Annotated in this window: 23 protein-coding genes; 9 read left to right on the forward strand and 14 right to left on the reverse strand. The window is 56.0% G+C overall.

Annotated features, from left to right (window positions below; translation table 11 throughout):
* Positions 1-166 precede the first annotated feature (166 nt).
* Positions 167-556: a hypothetical protein gene (locus tag ARC85_RS12965; protein ID WP_286714981.1), complete on the forward strand. Its 390-nt coding sequence runs from the start codon at positions 167-169 to the stop codon at positions 554-556.
* A 228-nt stretch (positions 557-784) separates the two neighbouring features.
* Here ARC85_RS12965 and ARC85_RS12970 read toward each other — a convergent pair whose 3' ends face one another.
* From ARC85_RS12970 to ARC85_RS12980, 3 genes are read right to left on the reverse strand one after another with little or no spacing between them, the layout of a single operon-like run.
* Positions 785-1,363 (reverse strand): hypothetical protein, encoded by a 579-nt coding sequence (locus ARC85_RS12970; RefSeq protein WP_286714982.1) that lies wholly within the window; start codon positions 1,361-1,363, stop codon positions 785-787.
* Positions 1,350-1,649, reverse strand: coding sequence for a hypothetical protein (locus ARC85_RS12975; protein WP_286714984.1), 300 nt, complete (start codon positions 1,647-1,649; stop codon positions 1,350-1,352). Before ARC85_RS12975 ends, ARC85_RS12970 begins: the two co-directional genes overlap by 14 nt.
* A gap of 22 nt (positions 1,650-1,671) precedes the next feature.
* The gene (locus ARC85_RS12980) at positions 1,672-1,917 is read right to left on the reverse strand and encodes a hypothetical protein (RefSeq protein WP_286714985.1); all 246 of its coding nucleotides are present in this window, start codon (positions 1,915-1,917) and stop codon (positions 1,672-1,674) included.
* A 164-nt stretch (positions 1,918-2,081) separates the two neighbouring features.
* On the opposite strand from ARC85_RS12980, the gene ARC85_RS12985 reads away from it, so the two are divergent.
* Complete coding sequence (locus ARC85_RS12985) at positions 2,082-3,218, forward strand: ATP-binding protein (RefSeq protein WP_286714986.1); 1,137 nt, start codon at positions 2,082-2,084, stop codon at positions 3,216-3,218.
* 33 nt (positions 3,219-3,251) lie between these two features.
* Here ARC85_RS12985 and ARC85_RS12990 read toward each other — a convergent pair whose 3' ends face one another.
* The 5 genes from ARC85_RS12990 to ARC85_RS13010 form a co-directional block, all read right to left on the reverse strand.
* The gene (locus tag ARC85_RS12990) at positions 3,252-4,223 is read right to left on the reverse strand and encodes a hypothetical protein (protein WP_286714988.1); all 972 of its coding nucleotides are present in this window, start codon (positions 4,221-4,223) and stop codon (positions 3,252-3,254) included.
* 17 nt (positions 4,224-4,240) lie between these two features.
* The gene (locus ARC85_RS12995) at positions 4,241-4,792 is read right to left on the reverse strand and encodes a hypothetical protein (protein WP_286714989.1); all 552 of its coding nucleotides are present in this window, start codon (positions 4,790-4,792) and stop codon (positions 4,241-4,243) included.
* A 14-nt stretch (positions 4,793-4,806) separates the two neighbouring features.
* Positions 4,807-6,297: a hypothetical protein gene (locus tag ARC85_RS13000; protein ID WP_286714991.1), complete on the reverse strand. Its 1,491-nt coding sequence runs from the start codon at positions 6,295-6,297 to the stop codon at positions 4,807-4,809.
* Between the two features lie 150 nt (positions 6,298-6,447).
* On the reverse strand, positions 6,448-7,149 hold the full coding sequence (locus ARC85_RS13005; protein WP_286714993.1) for a hypothetical protein: 702 nt from the start codon (positions 7,147-7,149) through the stop codon (positions 6,448-6,450).
* On the reverse strand, positions 7,146-7,616 hold the full coding sequence (locus ARC85_RS13010) for a hypothetical protein (protein WP_286714995.1): 471 nt from the start codon (positions 7,614-7,616) through the stop codon (positions 7,146-7,148). Before ARC85_RS13010 ends, ARC85_RS13005 begins: the two co-directional genes overlap by 4 nt.
* Before the next feature lie 356 nt (positions 7,617-7,972).
* Between ARC85_RS13010 and ARC85_RS13015 the strand changes: the two genes are divergently transcribed.
* Both ARC85_RS13015 and ARC85_RS13020 read left to right on the forward strand, forming a co-directional pair.
* Positions 7,973-8,287 carry a type II toxin-antitoxin system TacA family antitoxin gene (locus ARC85_RS13015; RefSeq protein ID WP_286714997.1) on the forward strand — a complete coding sequence of 105 codons (315 nt, stop codon included), beginning with the start codon at positions 7,973-7,975 and terminating at the stop codon, positions 8,285-8,287.
* Positions 8,287-8,841, forward strand: coding sequence for a GNAT family N-acetyltransferase (locus ARC85_RS13020; protein ID WP_286715000.1), 555 nt, complete (start codon positions 8,287-8,289; stop codon positions 8,839-8,841). Before ARC85_RS13015 ends, ARC85_RS13020 begins: the two co-directional genes overlap by 1 nt.
* Here ARC85_RS13020 and ARC85_RS13025 read toward each other — a convergent pair.
* The 6 genes from ARC85_RS13025 to ARC85_RS13050 all read right to left on the reverse strand — a co-directional run bounded on the left by ARC85_RS13025 (position 8,838) and on the right by ARC85_RS13050 (position 16,276).
* Positions 8,838-9,284 carry a hypothetical protein gene (locus ARC85_RS13025; RefSeq protein ID WP_286715002.1) on the reverse strand — a complete coding sequence of 149 codons (447 nt, stop codon included), beginning with the start codon at positions 9,282-9,284 and terminating at the stop codon, positions 8,838-8,840. The genes ARC85_RS13020 and ARC85_RS13025 overlap by 4 nt on opposite strands.
* A gap of 12 nt (positions 9,285-9,296) precedes the next feature.
* The gene (locus ARC85_RS13030) at positions 9,297-12,017 is read right to left on the reverse strand and encodes a DEAD/DEAH box helicase (RefSeq protein WP_286715004.1); all 2,721 of its coding nucleotides are present in this window, start codon (positions 12,015-12,017) and stop codon (positions 9,297-9,299) included.
* On the reverse strand, positions 12,014-12,514 hold the full coding sequence (locus tag ARC85_RS13035; protein ID WP_286715006.1) for a hypothetical protein: 501 nt from the start codon (positions 12,512-12,514) through the stop codon (positions 12,014-12,016). Before ARC85_RS13035 ends, ARC85_RS13030 begins: the two co-directional genes overlap by 4 nt.
* A gap of 244 nt (positions 12,515-12,758) precedes the next feature.
* On the reverse strand, positions 12,759-13,079 hold the full coding sequence (locus ARC85_RS13040; RefSeq protein WP_041657361.1) for a hypothetical protein: 321 nt from the start codon (positions 13,077-13,079) through the stop codon (positions 12,759-12,761).
* A complete protein-coding gene (locus ARC85_RS13045) occupies positions 13,079-14,980 on the reverse strand; it encodes a single-stranded-DNA-specific exonuclease RecJ (RefSeq protein ID WP_286715008.1) in 1,902 nt (633 codons plus the stop codon). Before ARC85_RS13045 ends, ARC85_RS13040 begins: the two co-directional genes overlap by 1 nt.
* Before the next feature lie 162 nt (positions 14,981-15,142).
* Positions 15,143-16,276, reverse strand: a complete 1,134-nt coding sequence (locus tag ARC85_RS13050) for a hypothetical protein (RefSeq protein WP_286715009.1) — start codon at positions 16,274-16,276, stop codon at positions 15,143-15,145.
* Between the two features lie 755 nt (positions 16,277-17,031).
* On the opposite strand from ARC85_RS13050, the gene ARC85_RS13055 reads away from it, so the two are divergent.
* The 5 genes from ARC85_RS13055 (at position 17,032) to ARC85_RS13075 (ending at position 21,526) form a co-directional block, all read left to right on the forward strand.
* Positions 17,032-17,523, forward strand: a complete 492-nt coding sequence (locus tag ARC85_RS13055; protein ID WP_011783221.1) for a DotD/TraH family lipoprotein — start codon at positions 17,032-17,034, stop codon at positions 17,521-17,523.
* Between the two features lie 12 nt (positions 17,524-17,535).
* Positions 17,536-18,426 (forward strand): type IV secretory system conjugative DNA transfer family protein, encoded by an 891-nt coding sequence (locus tag ARC85_RS13060; protein ID WP_286715010.1) that lies wholly within the window; start codon positions 17,536-17,538, stop codon positions 18,424-18,426.
* Positions 18,423-19,637 (forward strand): type IV pilus twitching motility protein PilT, encoded by a 1,215-nt coding sequence (locus ARC85_RS13065; protein WP_286715012.1) that lies wholly within the window; start codon positions 18,423-18,425, stop codon positions 19,635-19,637. Before ARC85_RS13060 ends, ARC85_RS13065 begins: the two co-directional genes overlap by 4 nt.
* A 344-nt stretch (positions 19,638-19,981) precedes the next feature.
* Positions 19,982-21,022, forward strand: coding sequence for a ParM/StbA family protein (gene parM / locus ARC85_RS13070; RefSeq protein WP_011783224.1), 1,041 nt, complete (start codon positions 19,982-19,984; stop codon positions 21,020-21,022).
* Between the two features lie 36 nt (positions 21,023-21,058).
* Positions 21,059-21,526, forward strand: a complete 468-nt coding sequence (locus tag ARC85_RS13075; RefSeq protein ID WP_286715014.1) for a hypothetical protein — start codon at positions 21,059-21,061, stop codon at positions 21,524-21,526.
* Positions 21,527-21,591: the final 65 nt, after the last annotated feature.

The following is a 21,591-nucleotide window of genomic DNA, read 5'->3' on the forward strand; positions in this document are numbered from 1 at the left end:
CTCATCTTATGTCTTTATAGTACGCGTATAGCATACTTGCGTCAAGTTAAAATACTGATTTATATGTTCTTTGCGGTTTTTCTGGTTGTTGCTAATTGTGCGCGTATGGCGTACTATGGTTAACACGTACAGAGGTTTTCAGGCTTGAACGGATTGGAGGTGCAAGATGCAGACATACACAGATGCCACTGAGGGTTACTTGATGCCTTTTGGTTGGGAGTGGGTTGACGAGGAAGTGTTCGAGGCGGGTTTCTGGTCTGAGGCTCAACCGCGCATGAAGGAGGCGGTGGCCCTGCCTGTCCGTGATGTTGTGCATACGGTAATGGATGCCTGGCGGCACCCGGATGGTCGCGTGATGCTGGTGACGGACGGAGGCGGACTTCTTTCGACGGGCGGTTTTCATGTGGTCTGGTGGCTCCCGGCCACCGGCTCGGAAGAGTCCCCTCGCTGTTATTGTGTGGGTGAAGATCAACGGTTCAGTGATGGGTTTCTTCGCTGGATGGGCTCGGGCTTTCAGGGCGACATGCCGGAGCGCGGCTATGAGTATATGAGCTGACCTTGGGCGTGAAAGCCGGTGGCGCCATGCTCTCGGTTTTCACGCGTTGCCCGATGGTGGCTATGAGGCATAAAAAAAACCGCCGGCGCACCGACGGTTGTGGTGAGTGGTTCCCAGCGAGAACTATCCACGAAAAAACATACCGACCATATCGGGCAGGATGCCCAACACCCTTCGATTGTAGCCTAGCTGGCGAAGCGATTGGTGCCCCGCCTCTCATTCATGGGCTCAGAACAGGCTGGGCTGTATTTCGTCGTTCGGGTCGCTTTCGCTATCCAGTTCGCCGTCCACCAGGTCAAACAAACCCTGGTCGTGAGTCTCCTTGTGTTCGGTTGCTCTCGGTTGTGATGGTTCTGCCACTATTTCCTTGCTGGCTTCCGCTGGCGGGGTTTGTTGTTCGTCGGGCTGGTGGGCTGCTGCTTCCGGCTGGGGAGCCGAGTAGTTGGACTTTGGTTTGATGATTCGGCCGTCCAGATCGAAGGGCATATTGCAGGTGGCCGCAACGGCGGTGTCGGGCGCCCGGTTCAGGTCGATCTTGAGTGCTTGGGCGAGAGCGATGCCCGTTTCAACCAGATCGGAGCCGGTGGCCACCAAATGCCGTTCCGGGCAGGCCACGATGGCTTCCTGGTCATTCAGTTTGATGTTCAGGACGAGCAGTTCTGTCTTGGTGGCTGGATTGCCGGGGCCGATAATCCAGCGCTTGTATGGATTGTATTGTGCATTGGGTAGTGCGTTTTCAATGTAGCGGCGCAGATCGTCGTCCATTGGGCGCACGTTTGGCTTGGTGTCACGGTCAGTATTGCTCACTTTGGCTTCCCCTTTGTGTCAGGCTTGCCCAATAGGGTTTCAGGGTGTCCGCTGGTTCTGGCGTGGTCAGCGATTCGCTGGCGGATTCCCAAATGCTTTCGTCGCTATCGGTGACCTCAATCTGGATAGCCGCTCTGGCCAGCAGGCCTTCGTTGGTGTTCCGAAGGCGGTCTACGGTCTGCCGATCATCGTCATCGTTCAGGTTGAGATTGTACCGGAGGGCCAAGCGCTGGCGGACCATGTGTTCCAGTTCGTCCGAGTCGAGTTTATGGGTGGAATGGGTCATGCTGGCCTCCGGTGGTTGTGGGTTATGCGGTCGCCGCAGAGTGGATGGTGCCACGGACAAAAGCGCAGTGGCCGTTGAGGTTGTAGCGGGGGTGGGTTTCCAGTACCAGCTCGCCTTTGTCGGTCTCGAATGCTGACATTGGCAGGTTGCCGGTGCGCTTGGCGAAATCGGCAACGGTGATGGGTTTGCCGAGGGTATCCGCCAGTCCGGGGGATGCGTACTCAGGGATGAGTGCCAGGTCGTCGGTGAAGAATGCGATAGGGGTCATGTGCGAATCCTTTTTCATGCTCAGTGTATGCGTATAGCGTACCATATAGAACAACGGGATTGCCACACCGATTGCCTGCCATTTAACCAGTTTGTGGCAATTAGTTGGTTTTAGTAATACCATTTACTAATTAGTTAATCCGCCTACTAAACCGGACTAAAGTTATGCAGATTCAGTGGCACTACGAGCGCAGCAGGTTGATCACGACCGTGTTATCGGGGTTTGAGGCTGGGCTGTCCAATACCATTACCCTGTTCGCACCCAGGCGGATGGGAAAAACCGAGTTCGTGTTGTATGACCTGATTCCAGCGGCCGGAGAGAAGGGTTACAAAACGCTCTATGTCAGCTTTTGGGAGAATCCGGATGATCCGGTGTCGAGTCTGATTGGTGCGGTTGATCGTGCCATTAGCGGTTCCTCCTGGTTGAAGCGTCGAAAGGCGCCGGAGAGTCGATCTATTCGGGAGGTCAAAGTCGGGGGAGGGGTTAATCCGGCAGGCGTTGTGTCCGGTCAGGCGGCTGTGAGTTTCAATGATGCGGTGGCGCCGGACTCGCAATCGCTGTCAAACCTTCGTTCAAAGTTCACTCGCCTGTTGGCCATTCATCCTCGTGTGCTGTTGTGTCTGGATGAGGTGCAGCACCTTGCGACCAGGGAATCATTCGAGCCGCTGGTTCACTTCCTTCGCACGCTGATTGATGAACATCGGGAGCGGCTTTTTGTGGTCTACACAGGCTCCAGTCGGGATGGGCTTCGTCAGTTGTTCAGCCGGAGAAAGGCGCCGCTGTTCCGATCTACTTCCCAGATTGATCTGCCTGATCTTGATGCGGGGTTTGTTCAGCATATTCTTTCTGCGTTTCAGCAGGCGACCGGGCGCTCTCTGGATCTCGCCAGTGCCATGCGGGCTTTCGTTGCCTTGAATCGGGTGCCCTGGGACTTCCGGGCGCTGATCGAGATAATGATACTGTCTGGCGAGACAGATATTCTGGCCGCGACTGACCGGTACCGTGAAGTTCAGATTGAGGAAAGTGATTATTTGAGTACCTGGAAATCCCTGAAGTCGGTCGATCGTGCGGTGCTCGTCTGGTTGTCCAGGGAGCGAGAGGGTGGACTGTATCAGGAGGGTGCGAAGCAATTTGTCGCGGATTATGTGGGGATGGAGCTGGCGGATGTGTCAGTTCATACCATTCAGAATGCCGTGAAGCGGTTGCGAGGTGAGCATATCTGCCAGGTTGATCAGGGGGTCTGGGATTTTGAGGATTCCCACTTCAAAACGTGGGTGGCTGAGAATAAGGATGCCGATTGAGTGCCGGCCTGTGGGGCCGGCACCGGTGGTGGGTTACCAGGGAGTGGGGCTTTCGGACGCGTGATCGTCGATATCGCTCGCCAAATCCAGTGGGCCATCGGCCGCATGTGCTCTCGCCGAGGGCGTTGCGATGGTCTGCAGCAGGCCTTTTGCTTCGGCTGGCGTCAGTGGATACCCGAATGGCAATGGATTCTTGCCCAGCTGGGTGGCCATTTCGTAAATCGGGTCTGCCAGGTCATTGTAGAGTTGTGTTTGCCCAAGCATGACCGGGTTGTTCAGATCAACGTGAGTCCAGCGGCGTCTCTGGGTGTCGGTGACCTCCGTGGAGGTTCCGGTTTGGGTGGCCATTTCTTGAATCAGGTCTACTACGTCCGTGTGTGTGGCTGAGCGACGATTGTAGTCCGGGGGAATGATCGCCATTTCGATGCCGGTGCTGATGATGGAGTTTCGCAGGCCGTGGTATGAGGTCAGCATATCCTCCAGTTCCGGGTTAATCATTGGGGCTCCTGCTTCCTGAGCTTTCGTCTCGGTGCTTCCCGGACGCAGGGTTTCGCACAGTTGGGAGGGTTGGCTGGATGGTGTGATTCCCCGGGCTTGATCCAGTCGGTGCAGAAGGAACTCCAGGTACTCCCGTTCGTGAAACCAACCGCTGTTATTGCGCAGCCACAGTTCCGTTGCGTCATCCATTTGAGTTGGTGAAAGTTCCCCGATTCGCTTCCCTTCGACGGCTGCGAAGTTTGGTGCTGGCGGATTCTCAACGCGAACGGGGCGTTCAATCAGTCGCTCGGCCGCCAGCTCCAGCTCGTTCTTGGTTCGGGTGAGCGCTTCCCCGAGGCCTTGGGCCAGTTCAAGCAAGTGGGGGGCAGTGAGGTCTGCATCCTCTCGGCATAGGCCGGCGCTGATTGCTGCATCTGCAATGGCTCGGCCAAGCATGTTGCGCTGATGGGCCAGGCGGTTACGTTCTTCCCGCAGTTGTTCGATTTCCTGGCTGGCGGTCTTTTCCATGAGTTTGCTCCGGATAGTTAACGTGAAGGGCTGGGTTGTTCGTCGCTGTCGGCATCGTTCGCCAGCTGTAACGGTTCGTCGGTCTCGACCTCGGGTGGCTGCTTTGCTCGTTCGCTCAGCGTGCTGATGATGGTTGATAGTTCGGCGCCGGTGACGCTCGTTTTGCCTTGTTCGATCAGGCCTGCGTCGGCTGCACTCTTAACGATGGTGCTGACCAGGCTGTTCAGGCGAGCCTGAGTCTGTCGAAGGTCGCCGTTCTCCAAAGGTTTTGATTCCCGGAGGTGCTGCGATGCTTCATCAGCTGGGCGGTGCCGGTTCAGGTGCCGTAAAAATGTCGGAATGTTGCGATTCGGGAAACTGAGCTGATCGGTGGTGCTTTTGATGATTCCGTCTATCGTGGTGAGCTCAACCTTGCTCTCGCTGGGGTATAGGTGCACGTAGGCACCGTTCAGGTCGGAGTAGACGCAATCCTTGTTCGGTGTCGTGTAGCAGAAATTGGTAAACCCGTAGTCGGCAAAGTAAGCCTTCATGGCTTCCAGGGTTTCTTCGGTCGAAGGTGTGGCGGTCATTACGGGTGCTCCAATCAGTTCAGGCGTGGGCCTTCGTCTTCGTCGGTATCATGGGGGTCCGATACGTGCAGGGCTTCCGAGTCTTTCAGGGATGCTCGATAGCTGGCCGAATTAACCGAGTCGATCTTGCGCTCGATCTCCGATTGTTGCTGCTTGAGCATGGCCAGGGTGTACCGTTCATCATTCGAAACGCTGTGGCCTTCCCGGATTTGCTGGCGGATCTCATCGGTGAGCTCCTGGTGCATGAACTCCAGGTCGGCCGCTTTGCTATAAAGGGTGTCCAGGCTGGTGTTGCGAAGCTCGTCGTGCCAGCTCTGTAGCATTTGGGTGTCCGTGAACAGGTGCTCGGTCGACGGCTCCCCGTATAGGCTGGCCATTTCAATGTCGGCCAGTGCCAGTTTCACCTTCAGGTTTTCCGGTGAGGGCAGGCTATCCAGAATGTGCAGGCGCTCGGCCGCCAGGGCTGGCGGTAGGTCGGTCGGCAAGTCCTTGGCCATCTGCGCCGGTACCCGGGCCTGAGTGTCGTGAATGTCTTTCAGGTGCGGACGTACAAACTCTGTCAGCTGCTCCCAACTGTTGTAGGGCATGGCCCGATGTGCATTCGGGTGGCACCAGAGGGAGGCGGCAAACTCCGCCAGCGTGGTGGTGCGAAACAGGATATCCGGATTGCGGGCCAGACTGTCGACCTGGTGCTGGTCAGGATTGATCAATACGGTTTCCAGTGTATCCGGAGATTCCCGCAGTGCGGCCAGTATCACCTGGTCGTCGGCGTGCTCTTGGTCACGCTGGAATAGTGTTTTGAGGTCATAGGTGGTGCCGGCGTGCTCGCCAAAGTTGCTCAGGCTGGCCTCAATCGCCAGGTTAACCCCTCGCGGGCGCGGGATGACCAGAGGATCCTTGGCTTCCCGAATCTCTCGCTCAAGCTTGGCCAGACTGCGGCTTGCCTGATCAAGCATCTTGTCCGTGGCCGGTGCGAGGTCGCCTACCCGGTGAGGAATATCGGTCTCCCGGGTTTTCTGCTGGGCTTCGGCCTCCCGCTGGGTGAACCGGTGTGCCTTGTCGATGTTGGTTGTGTAACCCTGGGCGTTCTTCGCCCAAAACAGCATTTGGTTGTCCGGGTGTTCCCGGCTGTCCTGCAGGACATAGAGATCCGGATTATTCAGCGTCGCTTGCTGGCGGGCGTATTCAATCAGGGTAACCAGGTGTGCCAATGGTAGATCGTTGCCGGGGTCCGGGTTGGCTTGGCTGTACGCCTTGAAGTTGCTGTTATCCAGTGCAGTCAGGGCGTCAAACGCTTCGTGTTGGCTGATGTGTGCGCCGGCGTCGTTGACCAGTTGTGCCTGTTCTTTCGCGCGCTGGTGGTCATCGTTGTTGTGCTGGCGGATTGCCTCAAGGATTTTTCGGCCGGCCGGGGTTTGTTCGGCCATGGCCAGGAATAATTCGGGGTCGGCCTTGATCGTGGCCAGCCACTGTTGTCGCTTCTGTTCGCTGATGGTTTCGCTCATGGGTGTCATCGTCCCGTATGGTCACAATGGGTATCGTAATCTGAAATAACATGACCAAATGATAGCGACTATGGCGGGTGTGGTGGTGGTTGCGGTGGCGAACAAGTGCCCGAATCGCGCAATCCGGGTCACTTTGGATACAGTGGGCGATTATTGTTGGTCGGTGCTTGGCTGGCGGGTGGATAGCTCGGTTGCGTGCAGGTGTTCCAGTGCGGAAGCCAGCAGGTCTACCTGGGTGATTGGTAAGGCCCGGTAATATCGAGTTGGCAATGGAATCGCGGGACCGATGCCTAAGATGCGGTACCAGCGCAGGCGCCAGACTCTTTGGCTGACCAACTGTATCTGCGGTTGTCTTGCTGCTTCGGGGTTCGGGTTCTTCATTTGGCCGCGCAACCAGGTCTCAAAGATCAGGTGCAGCGCGTGGGCGCCAATCAGAAAGACCATGCTTAGAAGCCCGATGAAGGCGACAAAGGTTCCGTTGTAGCCGGCTATCCATTCAGTGCCCTGGTTCGCCGCCAGGTAGAGTTCCCGGGGCTGCAGGAGTTGGAAGGCCGGTATCAGTATGAACGCGCCGATACCCGCGATCAGAAACCGCTTCGCCCTCCGGTCACGATGTCGGTTTCGGGTGGTAAACATCTCCACTTCGGTGCGCCTTGCCTTCAGGGCATCCAGGCGTGTATTCCGTGCATCCGGGTGGCTCGATGGCATTTGAATCTGGTTCAACACCGATCGTTCGGCTGCAATGAGCTGGCGGATCTCCTGTTCGTACAGGCTGTAGAGGTGAGGTGATGCGTTTTCGCCGGCAGGATCACTTCGATACAACGGCTTGCCGTCTTCCTGGTGTGGGATCATGCCTGGGCCTCGCTTTGATTAAAGAGTTCCGTAACCGGGGTCTTCAGATCTGGGAGTCCACCGGTGACAGCCCTGGTAGTTTCAACGATACCTTTAAGGCCCTGGCGAACCATGTACTGGATCGGGGTTTGCCCCATAAAGGGTAGGCCGCCACGAGACGCCCGCATATCGTTGCGGGCCAGGGCGATGCTGCCGTGCCTGTGAGCAGTCTCTTTATACAGCATCACAAGGCACCGGATCCTGATCAGGGTTCGCCGATCCAGCGGGGTGATGGATTCTTCCTCTACCTGCTTTCGCAAGCTCAACAGCTGGATTAGTCCCACGCCAATCAATGCAGTCAGCTCAGACTCATTGCACTGCCAGTCTTTACCAATCCGGAAGAAGGCTCGTGCTGCCATAAGGGAGACGGTCTTGCTGCGTTCAGCCTTTGGTTCAGGGGGTGTCAGTGTGGGAATTGTCGTTGCCATGATCGCTATGTTGATAGAAAGCTTGTCCACTTTTGAGTGGTTGTATGCCCCGCATTATACGTGCCTTATCGTTCGGGTGGTGTTAACAGTCTTCAAAGCGTCTGCGCACCGCCCCTGAAAAGCGCCCGGAAAGGCCGCCTGTGGGCGGCATTCAACTCTGAGTGAATCATCTGTCGGCGAGACCTGGCCGGCGCTGCCGCATGTATCGAGGCGAGAGGGCTGGATACCATCTGCGGCGGGCGCCGCCGATGGTGGCTCGGAACAGGCTCCCGCCTGTGCCGAGGGTGTGCACCGCTTCACTTGTACGTCACTTAGGCGTACAATTATTCTGAGAATTGAATGAATGAGGTGCCAACATGATGGTAGCTGATAATCCGGGGGGCGTTAAACGGCGTGGTCAGCGCAACACTGCGCGCTTTAATTTCCGCGCCCCTGAGGGTATTAAAGAGGTGGTAGAGCGCGCCGCGGCGCTGTCTGGTCAAGATATGTCGGCGTTTGCCATCGATGCCATGTACCAGCGTGCACTGGCAACGATACGGGCTCACGAAGTGACATTGTTGAAGGCGGAAGATCACCAGGCCTTTTTTGATGCGCTGGAGAACCCGCCAGAGCCTACTGAGAGACTTAGGGGTGCCTTTGCACGGCACAAGGCGCAGGTGGTTCGCAACTGATGACTCTGAGTGTCACCTTTGAGTTGCTGGATAGTGCCCGGCACCGGCGGGACGAGTTTTCCTCCGGTGTTGGGCAGGTTGATCGATTCCTGCGAAAGACGGCAGGGAAGCTAATGAAGGGTGGGACAGCGCGGGTCTTCGTGGCCGTTGAGTATGGGGGTGATCCTGGGCGGATTCTCGGTTTCTTTTCGATCAATGCTCATACCGTCAACTACAGCGAGCTCCCCCAGAGATACAAACGGTACTCCTTGCCTAGTGGGCATATCCCTGCTGCCTTTATTGGCATGATGGGTGTGGCGGCTGATGTCCAGGGGAAGGGTATTGGCGGTCTCTTGCTGGTAGAGGCGTTGCGGGCTGCGCATCGCGCTTCGCAGCATCTTGGTACTGCAGTGGTTATGCTCGATGTGCTGGATTGTGGGGATTCGTCGGCGGTAGCGCGACGGCTGAGATTGTATCGTGACTTCGGTTTCAAGCCCCTACCGTCCCAGCCGTTGCGTTTATTCATGCCTATGGCGACCGTTCGCCGCCTTATCGAAGAGGTCGAGGGCGATTAACTCATGCCCGGGCTGTCGTATTCATCCTCATCTTCATCCTCATCGTCAAATTCCTCCACCTGCATTTCAAGTTCCATGGATGCCGCCAGCTGATCCCATGTGGCGTGGGCAATGACCTCCGCCAGCTCGCTGATGGTGTAATGTGACACGGTTGCCGGTTCTTCGGTGTGCATGTCGCTGGCCTTGGGTTCGCCAGACTCCCACTGCCCAAGATCGGTTAGGGGGTGATCTGTTTCATCGTACCGATCAATCAGACCGATGTTCATCGCTTCTTTCAGGGGTGAGGTAAGGGCGACCTGCTCTGCGACGATCTGATAACCGTCAATCAGATTCATGCTGATCGCGCGGACCTGATCTTGAGTGATGGCGCCTTCCAGGATCAGGTCAATGCTGTAATTCATGGATGCGCTGCTGTAGTCCAGTTGCAGTCGGGTGTTCGGCATGGCTTGTCTCCTTTATCCGTTAATCGGCATGCTTGTGGTGTCTTGGTGCTCGGCTGCGTCACAGAGCGTTAAGTGGTTTTGATCAAGGGGCTCTCGCTGAGTTGCTGGCAGTATCCCTTGTACCTGGTCGTGGAGCGGGGGTGCGTTTGCGAGCTCCTGTAGCCAGTCCGCAAAGTCGAACCCGCCCCGGCCTTCGGTGGTGCGGTAATCGGTTGGCATCTCTATGTCGCCGGCTTCAAGAGCCTCGTCAATGGTTTGCTGCTTCTCTATCAGTCGTCGAATCATCTGGGTGTCGATGGAGCCCTCAACGGCCGTGTGATACACAAGAACGTGATCCAGCTGGCCAATACGGTGTGCCCGGTCCTCGGCCTGGTTCATATTTCCCGGTACCCAATCAAGCTCAGCGAAAAGAACGGTCTGTGCCGCGGTCAGTGTCAGGCCAACGCCGGCTGCCTGTATGGTTCCCACGAAGACTTTGCACTGTTCGTCGCTTTGGAACCGGTCAGCTTGCGCCTGGCGTTGCTCGTTCGGGGTTTTCCCGGTGACGACGGCCACGGTTGCCGGGGTGCCTCGCTTCCCAGCCTGTCTCTTGAAGTGGTGATTGAGTGCGTCGACATAGGCTTCAACGACTTCCGCGTGATGGCAGAACAGGATGAGTTTGCCGTTGGCCAAGACCGTTTTCGCCAGCTCTACGACCTGGGGAACTTTTGATAGTGCAGTTTCCTTGCGCACCTCGCTCATCTGATGAAACGCTGTGCGGGCCTCTTTCACCAAATTTTCAGCCTGAAGCCGGTACCGCGTGCGCTGAACGCTGGATAAGGCGGTTTCGGCTTGTGCGTGTTCGTACTCGGTTCTGAGTGCGCTTCTCTTTTCAAACAGCGCCTCAAGTGTGGCGGTGGCCTGTTCCAGTCTCCGGTATTGCCCGTTGTGATCCGCCAGCGCTGGTCGATCAAGCTCGATGATCTGTCGGGTTTTCGGTGGCAGATCCTTGAGTACCTGCGCCTTCCGTCGCCGGACCATAATTCGCGCCCGTAGCTGGCGGTTCAGCTCGGGTAGATTGGATGAGCCTCGCGCATTCCAGCCGAAGTCCGTCTTGTGGGCGTTGCAGTAACGAATTTCAAAGCGATGCTTGTCTGCGAAGAAATCCGGATCCAGTGCGTGGGCCAACGGCCAGATCTCGGCCGGCCGGTTCAGAATCGGTGTGCCGGTGAGAAAGAGTTTCCGATTTGCCGGGATGCCCGGGGTTCGTTTTTCACCGCTACCGTGCCCGAGGATAGCCTTTGTCCGTTTGGCATCCTCGTTTTTGAGGGCGTGGGCCTCGTCAATGATCAGGAGGTCCCAGGGCTGTTCGGTCAGTCGTTCGTAGTGCTGTTCCACCAGGTCAAAGTTGATGACCACAACCTCCGGGGTGCCAGAAGGCCAGCTATCCGGTCTGCCGTCGCGGACCCGACTGACCGAGAGCGCTTTGGTGTCCCATTTTTCAAACTCGCGTTGCCAGTTGATCTTCAGGGAGGCGGGGACGATCACCAGGATTCGTCGTACCTCCGGTAAGGCATTGGAGACCCCGATTGCCTGTATGGTTTTCCCAAGTCCTGGCTCATCGGCAATTAATGCATTGCCCAGCTGCAGCGCATAGGCGATACCCGCCTTCTGGTAGGGCAGGTAGTCCAGTCCTTCCGGGGCGACCAGTTTGCTGTGTGTTGGTAGCGCCGCATCCAGGTCGGCTTGCCCGGATAGATCGTGGGTTGCCTTTAAAGTGGTCAGCCGGTTCTTTATCGCTGTTGGTGTTGGCAATCCCAGCGTCGGAGCGTGGCTCTCCAGGGTAAGGCCATACTGGTGCTGCAATGCTTTGATCAGGGCAACCGTGGTTTCGCTGATGGGTACCCGAAAATAACCGGCCCTTCCCTTAGTGGTGCCCCGGCCTTTGCGGCTTTTCACGTATTGGGCTCCCGGCTGTTCCATGATCAGGTCGTACAGCCCTGCATTTGGGTAGCCGTTGGCCAGCAAGTCTGGGTCGGTCGGATTGCGGGTTGTCTGGATCTTCAGTGCGGTAGCCTGGCTGGCGGTCGCCGGTGTCCTGCCGGTGATGACCTGGATGTTCGGCCTGGATTCGGTGATGGCCAGATCGGTATTGCGTCTTTCGAGTGTATGCGGTGCGCGCACACTCGAATTACTTACCGGGAGAATCGGGGGTGGCTCCTCCGGGTTCTCGTGAGCGTGGTTGCCTCCGATTTCCGGTACCGGAAGTACAGCCTTGGCGCTCTCCTGGTCAATGCGGTCCTGGCGGCGTCGCTCCTGCCAGAGCTTCTGGTGGGTCTGTAGGTGTGTCCGGGCCTGCTCGTTGCTGAGGGCCAGGCGAAGTCCGCCAGCTTTCAGTTGTCGGCCAAGCTCAATCAGGCGAATCGTATTGTCGTGGCTGGCGGGCACCTGGTAAATGTAGAGCGTCTTGGTCGTTACCCTCCCGCTGATCCGGGATTCCTGATGCAGTAGTCGCTCTTCCTGTTTGACCAGGTGGGCGCCCGAAAGCCTTTGGTTGATGAAGGCGATGGACTCCGCGTGTGTTTGGATAGATAACAGGAAGTCCTGGCCGTCCTTGGTCAGATGAAGCTGGCCAATAGCGGGCAGGGCTGGCTTGCCCGCCGCTTTGCTCTGGTGCTGCGGGCTTGGCTGAACGGTGGAGCGGGAGCTGGCCCCGCCGCCATGGAGTGCTAGTCTCCGGGTGTACTCGCTCATCGGCCCGGTGTTTGCCTGGTTTCGGCGGTGTCAGTCTGTGTTTCCCACCAGGGATCCATCTTCACAATCGCGCCTGCATCCAGTGCGGCCTCGTTGGCCTCGAAAAACGCTTCAAATCGCTCAAGGTTTTCGAGGCACCAGGCTTCCAGCTCCTTTGCTGTTAGGCGAGGGGAGAAGATGGCGCCGGGTCCGGCCTCAAGTTCAGCGATCATGTGAGTGCCATCGCCAAAGTCTCGGCACGCTGCGTTGGTGTAGTCCATCACGGCCGTGGTTGCTTGCCGCTCTCGCCAGTTTCCGCCTACGGCAACCACGATGGGTTCATCGGCCACGTCGGCCGGCTTTGCCGAAATTTGCACTTTCTCGCCAACCATCTTGGGTTTTTCGGTCACCTCAAGGAGTGTTCGCTGGTGGTAGATGAGGTCGCCTTCGTTCAGGGTTATTGAAGGGGTCTGTTTCCAGCCATCCCGGTCAAACCGCATTATGCTTGGTTGGCTCATGGTGTTGATCTCCATTGGTTGTGGCGCGTTATGGTCTTGCGCTGATCGGGTTCATGCTTCCTTCTTTATACCGTCTTGGTTCGCGTGTGTGGGGGCTTGAGCGCGATACGGGGCGGGGTTGTCGCCTTTTGGCGACTCCCTGCTGGCGGATAGCTCGGGCTTCGATTTCTTGTGAGGGGCGAGGCCGCACAAAGGCGGCTATCTCAGGTTGAGGTTTCGTTCTTGCGCTAAGCGCCTAGCGCTTTTATCTGTTGCTTCCAGACTGTTCGGTTGTTGAGGTGGTGATGCGTGCGAGGGCTCTCCGGGTTGCCTCGACTTTAATGGCCTCCCAGTCACTGCTCAGGACGACCGCCGAACCAATCAGGCAGGCCCAGGCGCTCAGCCAGGGTGTCCCGGCTCCAATCGTGGTGGCCAAGGGCATTCCATGGAGGCCGGTATAAATCAGTCGGCCTCCCACAACAATGATGGATGCCCAAAAGAGGGTGGAGGTCACCGGTCGGCGCGTCCACATGGATGCCAGAATGCATCGGCCCGCCAGCAGTACGGAGTTGGTTGAGCGCGTCATTATTGGCCGACCCCTATGATGTCGATGGATTTTGCTATCGCCTGGATTTCGTTTTGCCCCCGAAAGCGGTTGATCGTCAGAGTGTAGGTCACCCGAACTGCAGACCCAGGAGCCACCGTATCCGGGTTTTCCTCGTCTCGGCTGAAAAACCAAAGCATCGGGATAGCCTTGGCGCCATGGGAGACCGGGTAAATCGTTGTGCCGTTCTGATCGGTGTTGCTCAGTGGCTGCTCGTCGGCATCCATGACCAGTAGTTTCTGGTGGGCCGTTCCCACTCCGGCTGCCCGAATGACTTTGAAGTTCTGGGTAAAGGTTGGCTCGGGAAACAGGTTGCCCCAGGGCTGGCGTTCAATCCAGGCGGCAAACGCGTGATCTCGAAGGTGTGCCGGAAGTGCGCCATCGGCATACACTGGATTTACAAGAGGGGATACCGTAAGGGAGTGTTCGACCGCTTTCGCAAACAGACGCTTAAACCGGTTTAGCTCTGTTTTGTGCAAGGACAGGCCTGCTGCCCGAGCGTGACCGCCGAACTGCATCATCAGATCCGGGGCCTGAGCCGCAACGAAGGCCAGCGTGTCTCGGAGGTGCACGTTGTCAGAGCGGCCAGAGCCTTTGAGCCAGTCAGGGTCACCGTCTGCCTCCGGCGTTCCAGGTTTTGCGTTTGGGTCACCTTCCGGGGCGAAGCAGATTACCGCACCTTTCGTTCGCTCCTTAATGCCCGACGCCACCAACCCAACAAGGCCCGGATGCCATGACGGGTTGTGGAGAACCACGCACGGCGTTTCGGTGTCCGGGGTGTCGCTCAGGCTGGCCAAGGCCTCGTCGGCTTCCTGTTGCATCGTCCGTTGCACCGATTTTCTTTCTTCGTTCAGTTTGTGGCATCGGTCTGCCTCAATGCCGGCCATCATCTGTGTTTCGGAAAGCAGGCACTCAATACCGGCGGTTGGGGTTTCCAGTCGGCCAACCGCATTAATTCTGGGTACCACCTGGAAGGCGATGTCGCTGGCGGTCACCGGGTAGCTTACGTTGGCCGCTTCCAGCAGGGCGCGGACGCCAAAGGAGAGGTAGCCGTCGAGGTGGGCTTTCCGTGCCGGCATTTGGAGCCCCTTGTTGATCCGGTCCAGGCCCACCTTAACCATGATCCGGTTGTTCAAATCCATCGGAACCATATCCCCGATCGTGCCAACGGCCACCAGGTCGGCAAAATGGTTGATCTGGACGGCAGCGATCCCTCCCGCTGCGGCCGAGGTGCGACTGTTTCTCTTCAGCCGGCTGATCAGGGTTTGGCGAACCAGGAGCATCATATAGAAGGCCACGCCACATCCGGCCAACGCCTTGGAGGGAAACGGGCAATCCTTTCTGTTCGGGTTGACCACAGCGAAGGCGGTGGGGAGGGTTTCGCCCTGGGCGTGGTGATCGGTAATGATCACATCGGGCGCCCCATTGGGATTAGCGCTGCTTACGCCTTGCCATTGCGAGATTCGGGTGACCGCATCATGAGAGGAAATCCCGTTATCAATTGTGACAATCACATCGGGGTACAGTGGCTTGATTTTGTCTTCCGCCAGCCGGGGCTTGAGGCCGTAGCCATAACGGAAGCGGTCAGGAATAACAGTGTGCAGGCTTGCCTTGGGCATTCGGAAGGCCGACAGGGTATCGGCAAACCGTTTCATGCATCGGTTGAAAATCGCGGCACCGGTCGCTCCGTCGCAATCAAAGTCGGCTACGCAAATGATCGTCTGGCCTTCCAGTAAAGCATCGGATAACCGAACTGCTGCTTTAAGGGCGTCCGTCAAAAGGGTGGGGCTGACCAGGTGCTTTGGGTGATAGGTCTCAGGGTAGCCGGCACCCCGATTAGCGAAAATGTGTTCCTTGAGCTGGCGGACGGCCGGATTTTCCACGGCTGGGCCAGTCGTAACGATTTCTCTGCTCTGAGGGGGAAGCCCGGCCGATTCGGTTTGGCTTGTTGATGCAGTGTTCATATCCACCTCTATCTATCTCGATATCCAGTTGTGTTCGGGTGACCTCAAGCGCAAGCGGTTAATAAACGCGGTACCGCCGTCTCAGAGTTTGTCCAGGAAGCTCTGGCCAACCGTATTGGTCTCTTTGCTTTCCCCGCTGGCGGGGTTCCCGTATCGACCTCGGGTGGCCGGCGTTTCGCCTTCGGTGTCCTCATAGCCTCGGATAGCCCCAAGGCCTTTTTGGCGACGCGCTTCATTCAGCTCTGCGAGGGTGTCCTTTACCTTGTCGATATCCCCGCGTGGTGGGCGTGCCAATGGCAGCTTGGTTGTCCGGTCTACCGATATATCTCCGTGCGAGTAATAGCGGACGTTGGTAATGGAGGTGTGGCCCAGAGCGGCCGCTGTCTCTTTCATCGATGCACCGCCCCGACGGAGTTCCACGGTATAGATCTTCCGGGCCGTCCGAAAATCCGCCTCAGCCAACACCTCAATCGCCTCCGGGTTGTCCATGTATATCTGTTGAAGTATCCGGCGAGCCTGAATGACCAGGTTGGAGCGGGTGCCCTTGGAAATGGATTGGGCGTACTGAAGCGTTTGGTAGAGCGTTTCAATTTGGGCGTCCGAGAACTCGTCCAGGATAAGCCGGCGAATGCGGGGTTCCTCATCACGAGATTTGGCCGTCTGAACCTCCAGAAAGGGGAGCTCTTTGGATTCCCCGGGAAGTATCTGGCACGGAGGCTGAACAAGTTTAGCGGTCGACCATTCGATCGTTCGGAGTCCCGTCATGCAGGTCACCAAGAATAGTTGGATGGCCTGGTACTGCGTCACGGTGAACTGTTGAGTCTCGAAGTAATCCTGCAGGCGCGAAATGGTGTCCTGTGAGATCAGATGGGAGAGCGCGAAATTACGCCGTTTATTCGGGACGTTGTTTCGGGTTTCCAGGAGCAAGCTTTCCATCTTGGTTTCCAGCCAGTGCATTTTGTTTCGCCCGGCAAAACGTCGGATGTCCTTCAGGTCGTTCCGCTTGGTTTTCTTTGATGCAGCTCCGCGATCCAGGTGCTTCTCCATCCAATCAGCGAATGCCTGTTGGGTGTCCTTATCTCTCAGTAGGTGTTCCAGCAGGTTCTCGCGGACGAATCGACCGAATAAGGATCGGGTTCGATCGGGTACGCCACCGGTTGCCGAGAAAGGGCTTGGGTTGTCGGTATCAAAAGGGGTGTCGATTTTTCCGATCACTTTGGTGCTCCGGGGTAGTCAGTCGCAACAGGGTTCACCAGCGTTGCGGGTGTCTTGCTCAGATATGGGTGCTTTAGAGGTTTTTGTTCCCCAACTATATAAACTCATAGTATCACATACAAACTACACAGGTGCCTGTGCACTGTATAGGATGTGCTAATGTAATTATTGCTCGCGATCTTCTAGCCGCTCACTGGTAATTGGCTGCTGAGCGATCAACTTTGACCCATATTCTTCGGGTTCAGCGAGGTGCTGGTGGTCACCTGGCACGTGGATAAAAATTGTCTCGTGGCCGTCTTGTGGCGCTTTTTTCATTTTTATGGGGTCTATTTTTCTCAATTTTGCGAGATGTGCGGCTGGCGGTTCATGGGTAGGGCGTCTGGATGGCTTTTTATACTGGCTGTTTTGTGGTCGTTTCGTGCTCGTTTGATGGCGTTACTGCGGCTGAACTGTGGCGCTCTCGTGGCCGTTCAGTAAGGCAGGGGGGTTGAATCTAACTCTCATGGCGCTTTCGTGTCCTTCTGGTGGCCGTTTTATGGCCTTCTATCTTGAACGTTCCCTTTCTGGCCTTCCCATGGCCCTCCTGTGGCCGTTTCGAGGACGTATTGAGGCTGATGGGCCGGTTATGTGCTGATTCGTGTTACTGTGCATCCTATAGATACGTGTAAGCCGTAGTTTGAATCATGCTTGATCGCTCAGGCTCCTGCCGCCAAGTGGTAGAATTGCTGGGAATCTAACTTCATAAAGGTATAGGTATGCTGAAAAAGGCTATTGGTTGTTTTGTTGTCCCGGTTGTTCTTCTGTCTGGCTGCGCGTCATCCCCGCAGGATGTGACGATGCAGATCGATCCCGGTGTTGTTCAGTTATCTCAGGCCGCAAATGAGATTTCGCAGAGCTACAAGATGCTTTCCTATGCGGAGAGTGCTCGAGTGACTGCGGATGGTGCCGGTAAATCGCTGGACTATCATCCTGAGGATTTTCCAGAAGAGTGGCGTCGCTCGGTTGTTCTGCGTGAGGATTTTTACGGCGAGCTGGAGACCTTCTTGCGCGGCTTGTCCCGGTTGGTTGGCTACCAGGAGCCGCAGGTAATTGGCAATGCACCCGTTGTTCCGATAACGGTAGTCGTCAACCGCACGGAAAAACCGCTGGCTGAGTTCCTCGTAGATGCCGCATATCAATCTGGCGGCCGGGCTCTGGTGACTCTGGACCCGAATGTGGATCGTCTGCAAATCACCTATCCGGAGTAAGGGGTTCGTTATATGGAAGCCATGCCGCTCGATATCTGGATTGAGGCTCAGAATCCGCCAGTATATGAGGAAATTGTTGAGTATCGCGCGAACGGCAACACGTTTGGTGATCCTGTGGACGGTGAGGGTGGTGCAAATATCCGTGGCAGCGCTATTCGGGAAACCGCTTTCAGTCTTGCTGCTCAAACGGCGCTCGCCTGGCGCTATGAAAAGCTTTTGGAATTTACCAAGAGTCAGGAGGGGACGCTGGACCGGATCGCCAGCTTTGCACCATTTGTAGTTGATCAGCACATGCTGTTGCCCTCCATTACTGAGATTCGGGATCGCTTTGAGTTATCGCCGGATGATCAGCAATTGCGAACCGTGGAGATTCAATATCGAGTGGATGAGCCTCCCCGGGCCATTAGCGTCCCGCCTACATGGCGGGATTACTTGTGGAGAGAGTACAGCTATCCCGAGGCGCCTCACCCCAAGCTTCTTCCGCGATCAAGCGCTGAGGCGGAGATTTGGGAGGAAGCGGTCGAAGAGGGTTGGCGTTCTGGGTTGGAGCAAGCTCACTTTTCTTGGACAAACAACCTGAATGAGCTGGTTCAGGATATTCGCGGCCGAGTCACCTACCGGATTCTTGAGTCCCGGGGCATCGTTGAGCGTCCGGTTATGGTTGGCTCTGAGCCAGAGATGACAACCGGAAGTGATGGTCGTGTGGTGAATGCTGGTGACACCGTTTATTCCGTGGCCGTGCCTATGAGCTTCAAGAGTCAGGACAGCTGGGGTGCGCTTTGGGTGTCTGATGATGCTATGCAGCGGGCGCCGGCGTTTGGGCATGAGTCGTTCCTGGCTTTGGAGCCTGATGAATCACGAGTGGGTGATCAGTCAATGCCGGTGTTCGGTGAGGTTGAATGATGGTTCAGAAGGATTCGATTCCCCTTATTAATGACGAGCACCCGTTCACCCTGGAGAAGTGGAATGATGCCCTGATTCAATTGTATGAATGGGGTGTGGATGACATTTTGTTCCAGGATGGTGAGGCGTTGGCTGTCCAGCGCAAGGGGCGCATTGTCACGGTTGGAACTCGACCAATGGATTTGGAGACCGTCGAGTTTATTCTAAACGGGATGTATAAAAACTCTGCGGCCGCCATTCTGCAGAAGGGTGAGGATCATAACTTCACCTACCCGGTTCGCAAGGATCGGACTACCACATATCGGTTTCGGGTCAATGCCACTGCTTCCATGGGTATGTATTCCTCGCCCGTCGGTGTGGATATTACCATGCGAACCATAGCTCAGGTTCCGCCAACAATGGCTGAGCTAAAGGTCCCTCAAGAGCTTATTGATCTGCTCTTCCCGAGAACGGGAATTGTGATTGTTGGTGGTGCAACAGGGTCAGGTAAGACAACACTGCTCGGGTCTGTCATTCGGGAAATTCTCACTGATCCCGTTGGCCGGAGAGCGCTCACCTACGAGAGCCCGATCGAGTTTGATTATCGGGCCATCCCTAATCGAACCGGCCGAATTGCGCAGTCTGATGTTTATATCATGCTGCGAGATTATTCCCATGCGACTGCCAACAGTCTGCGCCGTCATCCTAATGACATCATCTTGGGTGAGGCCCGGGATGCAGAGACGATTGAAGGCGCTGTCCATAACGCTGAGACAGGTCACCGCGTTTATACGACGGTTCACGTTAACTCTGTTGGAGAAATGCTTTCTCGGATGGCGGGCGTTTTCCCTCAAGGTGAGCGATCCCGTGCGCTTTCCGGCCTGATTGGGAGCGCCAGGACTCTGATCTATCAGGAGTTGGTACCAACGGTCGACGGTGGGAGAACTGCGATTCGTGAATATTTGAGCCTCGATGATCAGATGCGCCGGACTCTCTACGCAACAGACGAATCCAAGGTGACGAAGGTAATGACGGATTTGGTTGACCGATATGGTCGGCCGCTGATGCGAGATGTAGAGGATCGTTACCGCGAAGGTGTGCTATCCAAAGCAACATTTGAGCGTTATCAGGCGGAGCTGGGTGGTGCCGGGACGGAAATCGTTATGTCCGACTCTGAACAGGGTGAAGTTCTATTTGGAAGTGAGGTAGCCGATGAAGCTGCATCTTGTTGAGTATACCGATGCTCATGGTAATACGGGGCCAATCATCTGGGCTCACAAGAGTCAGCGGGCCTCAGTGGGTGGCGTTGTGTCGGTGGTCGGCATCCTGCCGTTCGCCTTCCTGCTTCTTTTCCCTTATGCCGTTTTCTTTCAGATAGCAATTGTAAATTTGGGGTTGGATATTTATCGGACCAGGAAGCGAGCCTATCGGTGGGCAGACATAACGCGCCGTTTTCGCTTCTTTCTGACAGGTGGTTATTGGCGTGTGCAAAGGGCGCACGCTCTTCGGCAAACCAAGTGGGCTTGGGATCATTTCAAGGGTGTTAGGCATTAACCCAACATAAGGATTGAAAACTATGAAGACGAAAAGACGCGCGATCGACAATGGTTACAACCACCATAAAGTCGCCTGGGTAGAAGATGGCAAAATCAAGACAATCAAGTACCCAGCGATTCTCGGTTCATCGACTGAAGCGATGACAGAGCTCGGTGGTGGCTATGCCAACATGTATGAGTCCACCTCTGGTGAGCGCTTTGTGGTGGATGAGCACGTATCCAATCGGATTTCCTTGAGGACTGGTGATTATGGCCTTACCGAAGGAAATCGCGTCCTGGTTAACCACGGGCTGCGTGAGACCGGTATCAAGCCGGATGACGAGGTCATGTTGGTCACTTCGTTGCCTGTAAGGGATTTCTTTAGCTCCGATGGCTCTCGTAACGAAGACCTGATTGCCGGACAGAAAGAATCAATGATGAAGCCGGTGAAGGTTGTTTTGAATAATACTGACGACCCGGTTCGTGTCGCCAATATCGTTCGGTCTGACGTTGTTTCCGAAGCGGTGGCTGCGGCCTTCGATTTCCTTGTGGACAATGTTGGCGAATCAGCAAAACCCTTGCATGCACCATTAGCTGTCCTGGATTTTGGTGGGTCCACTTTTGATGTGGTCACACTGACCAAGGATTTGCGTATTCGTCATGCATCATCCGGCACGCTCAAGCGTGGAACCATGGATATCATTGAGCCGTTGAAGCGATTGCTGCTCAAGCATGCACAGGAAATGAAGATCAAGGTTTCTGAGATTCCAGACTGGATGATCAACCAGGTTATGGCTACCGGTAAAATGCCGTACTTCAGTTATGAAGATGGAAAGCCGAAAAATACTGAAATGCCTGTGAACGATGTAATCGAGGCGGCTGCTGCAGAAACCGTTTCTGAAATAAAGGCGTTCGTGAAACAGAAGATTGCTAACTTCAGCGAGTATCAGGCGGTTCTCCTGGTTGGTGGCGGCTCTTTGTTGTGTCGCAAGCTGTTCCGCGATTGGGAGGAGTTGCCGCAATTCATTGTTATGGATGAGTTTGCAAACGCTCGGGGCATGCTAAAGCTGGTCAGCATTTAATACACTGCTTATGCGGGGCGTATCGTGAAAGAAGACGTGAAGCGAGCACGAATTTTAATCGGTGGCGACAGCGGTTGCGCTGGGTATACGCAAGAAGAAAAGCGCATCCTCAATGAGATCCTTGGTAGTCGGGTTTCGGTGCGCAACATGATTGTCCATAACGCGCTAAGGATTGTGTGTCAGGCCATCCTGGAAGATCCAGATCGGGGGTGCCCGGGTTCTCTCATGGAATTGCGGGCATCCTTTGGTGGTGCGGTTGGTAATCCTGTAGTGGCTCGTAGTGCTGCTTCGCCAGCGGCGAAAGACGCAGTGACGGTGGAAGCTGTTGATGCTGGTGATGATGCCGAAGCGTCGGCTGTTGATGATACGCCTGACTGGTTGGCCGCTTCTTCGAAGGCGTCCCCCTCAGAGTCGGAGATTGCTCGGGAGCAGGCCTCGCCTCCTAAGGAGGAAGATCCTGAGCGGGCACTCATGCGGAGTCGGGCTCAGTCATTCATAGGGTAAAAAGAAGGGTTGGTGCAAAAGAAGAGGGCCGGGTACCTGAGTGGTAGCCGGCCCTTTTTTTGTGG

The organism is Marinobacter sp. tcs-11 (genome assembly GCF_002049515.1).
In the GTDB taxonomy this organism is placed as follows: domain Bacteria; phylum Pseudomonadota; class Gammaproteobacteria; order Pseudomonadales; family Oleiphilaceae; genus Marinobacter; species Marinobacter nauticus.

Excerpts from the sequence above, each read along its gene's own strand:
- ARC85_RS12965 (WP_286714981.1), top strand. The coding sequence starts at position 167 with ATGCAGACATACACAGATGCCACTGAGGGTTACTTGATGCCTTTTGGT.
- ARC85_RS12975 (WP_286714984.1), bottom strand. The coding sequence starts at position 1,649 with ATGACCCATTCCACCCATAAACTCGACTCGGACGAACTGGAACACATG.
- ARC85_RS12980 (WP_286714985.1), bottom strand. The coding sequence starts at position 1,917 with ATGACCCCTATCGCATTCTTCACCGACGACCTGGCACTCATCCCTGAG.
- ARC85_RS12985 (WP_286714986.1), top strand. The coding sequence starts at position 2,082 with ATGCAGATTCAGTGGCACTACGAGCGCAGCAGGTTGATCACGACCGTG.
- ARC85_RS12990 (WP_286714988.1), bottom strand. The coding sequence starts at position 4,223 with ATGGAAAAGACCGCCAGCCAGGAAATCGAACAACTGCGGGAAGAACGT.
- ARC85_RS12995 (WP_286714989.1), bottom strand. The coding sequence starts at position 4,792 with ATGACCGCCACACCTTCGACCGAAGAAACCCTGGAAGCCATGAAGGCT.
- ARC85_RS13000 (WP_286714991.1), bottom strand. The coding sequence starts at position 6,297 with ATGAGCGAAACCATCAGCGAACAGAAGCGACAACAGTGGCTGGCCACG.
- ARC85_RS13005 (WP_286714993.1), bottom strand. The coding sequence starts at position 7,149 with ATGATCCCACACCAGGAAGACGGCAAGCCGTTGTATCGAAGTGATCCT.
- ARC85_RS13010 (WP_286714995.1), bottom strand. The coding sequence starts at position 7,616 with ATGGCAACGACAATTCCCACACTGACACCCCCTGAACCAAAGGCTGAA.
- ARC85_RS13015 (WP_286714997.1), top strand. The coding sequence starts at position 7,973 with ATGATGGTAGCTGATAATCCGGGGGGCGTTAAACGGCGTGGTCAGCGC.
- ARC85_RS13020 (WP_286715000.1), top strand. The coding sequence starts at position 8,287 with ATGACTCTGAGTGTCACCTTTGAGTTGCTGGATAGTGCCCGGCACCGG.
- ARC85_RS13025 (WP_286715002.1), bottom strand. The coding sequence starts at position 9,284 with ATGCCGAACACCCGACTGCAACTGGACTACAGCAGCGCATCCATGAAT.
- ARC85_RS13030 (WP_286715004.1), bottom strand. The coding sequence starts at position 12,017 with ATGAGCGAGTACACCCGGAGACTAGCACTCCATGGCGGCGGGGCCAGC.
- ARC85_RS13035 (WP_286715006.1), bottom strand. The coding sequence starts at position 12,514 with ATGAGCCAACCAAGCATAATGCGGTTTGACCGGGATGGCTGGAAACAG.
- ARC85_RS13040 (WP_041657361.1), bottom strand. The coding sequence starts at position 13,079 with ATGACGCGCTCAACCAACTCCGTACTGCTGGCGGGCCGATGCATTCTG.
- ARC85_RS13055 (WP_011783221.1), top strand. The coding sequence starts at position 17,032 with ATGCTGAAAAAGGCTATTGGTTGTTTTGTTGTCCCGGTTGTTCTTCTG.
- ARC85_RS13060 (WP_286715010.1), top strand. The coding sequence starts at position 17,536 with ATGGAAGCCATGCCGCTCGATATCTGGATTGAGGCTCAGAATCCGCCA.
- ARC85_RS13065 (WP_286715012.1), top strand. The coding sequence starts at position 18,423 with ATGATGGTTCAGAAGGATTCGATTCCCCTTATTAATGACGAGCACCCG.
- parM (WP_011783224.1), top strand. The coding sequence starts at position 19,982 with ATGAAGACGAAAAGACGCGCGATCGACAATGGTTACAACCACCATAAA.